This is a genomic window from Agathobacter sp. (assembly GCF_977054825.1).
The window spans coordinates 1-3502 of record NZ_CDRTEH010000035.1 but is presented as its reverse complement, the minus strand read 5'-3'; the positions used below and the strand labels follow the sequence as shown (position 1 = coordinate 3502).

Genomic DNA, 3502 nt, shown 5'->3' with positions numbered 1-3502 from the left:
AACAGAGTGTTTTAAAGGAGTGTTTTATTTATAAAAAGCCGGTTGTTGATATTGCTAAGAGCAGAAATTTGAGCGTTGCGCAGATTAGAACGATTAAAAAGAGGGGATTACTTCGATTAAGCAGAGGACAAGCAAGATGGGAATTGTTAAACAAACTTGATTTGTTGGACTGTGGCATCTATAGAAATGGAGTTAATTCATTTAAAACGTATGGAACATCAAAAGTTGAGCATATTGCGATACAAAGAACCGAGTTGACAGATGCATATATTCATATGGTTCAGCAATCGTTGAAATATGTTCCCAGACAGAAAGCGTGTTTATAAACTGTGTTAAATAGTAGTGGGTAGGACTCATGTAGGACACAAAATGCAATAAAATACGTTATTATATAGGGGTGCAGTTTCTGTTGAGGAAGCTGCAAAGGCTGGTAAGTTCTAAATAGAAAGCTTGATTTTATAGGCTTTTTGGAGACTCATATCATTTTTGGTATGGGTCTCTTTTTTTAGCTCATTTTCTGGATTTGGTGTAAAAATAGTTGCACGCTGCCCTCAAGTCGCCATATGTAATTATTGGCGACTTGAAAAGTGAAATATTGGCGACTTGGAATACTAATTTCGGTTATATTTTATGCCTCGCAGGTCATAGCCTTTTGTATTTTTATTTATTACAGATTTATACAATGATGGATTTTCAGTGAATTGCTATATAATGGTATGGCTAAATTGACACATATGGGAGCAGATATAGAGGATTTATTTATTGGATTAATCTATTATGGAACAAGTTTATTGTTATAGAAAATTACCTGCCAAAGATTAAGCAGAATAATACGATAGGAATCAGGATCGTATGGACATTGCAGGATGAAGAAAACTGGAATGTAACTCATAGCTTTAGTGGAAGGATATGGAGGACATCAGGTATTTTATGTATACTTTGCGGTCTTTTTGCTGAAAGTACGGCGGCATTTGTTTTGTATATTGTAAGTATTATGGCAGTTATGCTATGCACATTACATTTGATAAAATCTGTGAGTAAAGAAACTTGCATAAAAGCTAAGTAAGTTATTAATAAAATTGTGTAATTTATTTCTCATGGAAATTCATCTCCTTTCTGTTTACGATGTCATTATAGAATACGAAAAGAATTATTACTTGCCAAAATAACAGAATATATAGTCAAAAGTTGCTTAATACAGTGACAGGTTAAAATATCCTGCAATACTGCCGTTGGTCAATTTATTTATACAATTTAATATTGGAACATTTTACAACTATGACACAAGTATGCAACATAATAAACGAATGCTTCTGATATAGTAATGATACATAATATCAGTTACAAAGAAGCAGGACCATTTGTATATAATAATGGAGACTATGTTGGAACGTTAAAGAAGTAGTATATTTGACTAAAAAAGCTCTCTGTGCAATGCACAGGAGCTTTTTATATGTAGACCTCTATTTATTTGTGCTGTCTGCATCAATTACAGACTGAATCTGCTTCATAAGGGCATCATAGTTGTCCTTGTTATCGATTCCGCCGAGCATTGGCTCGCCTACAATATTGCCATTTCTGTCAACAAGTATAGTTGTTGGAAATGCCATGATTTCTGAGGCATATTTACCGGCAGCGCTAGAAGAGTCAATAGACAGATTACGATATTTGACACCCTGGCTTTCAAGAACAGAGGCTGCCTCTTTGATAGCTGTTTTATTGCCATCGAAGGTCTCAGTGTTGATGCCAACCACTTCTCCGCCCATTGATTTGATAGCATCATTTAATTCGTTAAGCTTGGATAACTCAGCGACACATGGTTTGCAGCCGGTAAACCAGAAATTGACGACTGTTACTGCATTACCAGAAAACAGGCTGTCATCAACCTTATTGCCATCAAAATCCTCACCGGAAAAATCACTGAATACAGATGAGGCTTTAGAGCTGTCCTTCTTGTTATTGTCTGATGATGTATTTTTGTTTTCAAGCTCTGCTATCTGTTCCTCGATTTTTCGTATGGTTTCAATATCCTCATTAAGTGTTTTAAGCTCATCGTCTGTGAATGAATTCTTGTTTGATTCTACGGTATCGGCAAGATAATCAGCATAATTTCCGTTTGGATCGGCGTCACTTTTGTTCATCATGCCAAATGCCTTGTTCCACACATCAGCGTGATCTGCAAAAAGCTGATTTTCCTGCTGATATAAATCATCAAGTCTGGAATCTGATTTGCCGGATGCTTCTGAGCCGACTTCGGTCTGAGTGTTTTTAGAATCTGTGTTGGAAGCTTGCTTTCCGCCGCATGCTGTAAGTGATAATGCTATGCAGAGTGTAAAAATAGAAATAAATGATAATTTGTTTTTCATGAGTAATTTCTCCTTTAAAAATAATAGTAAAATGTTTAATAGTTATCTGTTGTCATTTTTTTGACATGATTTTCCCATAAACCGGTAGCAGATGGCGTCCTTCGGACAGGCCTTTATGCAGGCACCACAGCGTATGCACTCGGGGTGATCCGGTGTCTTACACACATCCACATCCATCTTACATGCCTTTGAGCATTGACCGCATCCGACACATTTGCTGCTATCAACGGTAATTTTGAGCAGGCTGACCTTATTAAATAACGAGTAGATTGCTCCAAGCGGACAAATCCATTTACAGAAGGGCCTGTAAAATAAGATACTTAGTACAATCACTGCAATTAAAATCATACACTTGAAAGAAAAAAGCTTTCCCAGCGCAGAACGGATAGCAGCATTTCCAATAGATAACGGTATAGCACCCTCTAAAACACCCTGAGGACAGATATATTTGCAGAAGAACGGGTCTCCCATTCCTATAGAGTTCGTTACAAGCATCGGAAGAAGTATAACGAAAACAATAAGAATGACATATTTTAGGTACCTAAGAGGCTTTAGTTTGGCTGTGGATAATTTCTTTCCGGGTATTTTGTGAAGTAAATCCTGAAACCATCCAAATGGGCACAAAAAACCACATATAAATCTGCCGAGAGTTACACCGAGTAAAATAAAAAATCCGGTTATGTAGTATGAAAACTTAAATTTTGATGATCCGACGACTGCCTGAAATGCCCCTATTGGACAGGCTCCTGTCGCGGCAGGGCAGGAGTAGCAGTTTAATCCGGGTACACATACTGTTTTTGCATTGCCCTGATATATTTTACCCTTAAATAAATTCGGAATATGAATATTGGTCAGCAGCGTTGCTGCGGCCTGTATCCATCCACGTATTTTTGCCAGCTTTTTTGATAGTAATTTCTTTTTCTTATCCAATTCCGACACACTCCAGACATAGTTTTATTGCTTTACCAAGCACGGTAGCTGCCTCACCTCTGACTGCACCATAGCTTACCATGGATACACCAAGGATAAGCAGAATGATTTGACATGTTTTTTGGTATTTCAACATAATGTTGCTCCTTTTTGTTGTATTGTTGACCAGCTGACTTTGGTATTATACAATATAGGTTGTAAAATTA

Annotated in this window: 5 protein-coding genes; 2 read left to right on the top strand and 3 right to left on the bottom strand. The window is 37.0% G+C overall.

Going from position 1 to position 3502, the window contains the following annotated elements:
• On the top strand, nt 1–326 hold a 326-nt coding region (locus ACW6PM_RS13630; RefSeq protein ID WP_456057477.1), incomplete at its 5' end, for a hypothetical protein.
• 533 nt (nt 327–859) lie between these two features.
• The gene (locus tag ACW6PM_RS13625; RefSeq protein ID WP_456057476.1) at nt 860–1066 is read left to right on the top strand and encodes an SdpI family protein; all 207 of its coding nucleotides are present in this window, start codon (nt 860–862) and stop codon (nt 1064–1066) included.
• Between the two features lie 397 nt (nt 1067–1463).
• Here ACW6PM_RS13625 and ACW6PM_RS13620 read toward each other — a convergent pair whose 3' ends face one another.
• Genes ACW6PM_RS13620 through ACW6PM_RS13610 form a run of 3 tightly spaced genes read right to left on the bottom strand, consistent with a single transcriptional unit; the run spans nt 1464 to nt 3432 of the window.
• Nucleotides 1464–2366, bottom strand: coding sequence for a TlpA disulfide reductase family protein (locus ACW6PM_RS13620; protein ID WP_456057475.1), 903 nt, complete (start codon nt 2364–2366; stop codon nt 1464–1466).
• Between the two features lie 42 nt (nt 2367–2408).
• Entirely contained in the window at nt 2409–3296 is an 888-nt protein-coding gene (locus ACW6PM_RS13615; protein ID WP_022292390.1) for a 4Fe-4S binding protein, read from the bottom strand.
• On the bottom strand, nt 3289–3432 hold the full coding sequence (locus ACW6PM_RS13610) for a CD1871A family CXXC motif-containing protein (protein WP_012742863.1): 144 nt from the start codon (nt 3430–3432) through the stop codon (nt 3289–3291). Before ACW6PM_RS13610 ends, ACW6PM_RS13615 begins: the two co-directional genes overlap by 8 nt.
• Between the last annotated feature and the right edge of the window lie 70 nt (nt 3433–3502).

Coding starts and splice junctions, on each gene's coding strand:
- ACW6PM_RS13610 (WP_012742863.1), bottom strand. CDS start 3,432: ATGTTGAAATACCAAAAAACATGTCAAATCATTCTGCTTATCCTTGGT.
- ACW6PM_RS13620 (WP_456057475.1), bottom strand. CDS start 2,366: ATGAAAAACAAATTATCATTTATTTCTATTTTTACACTCTGCATAGCA.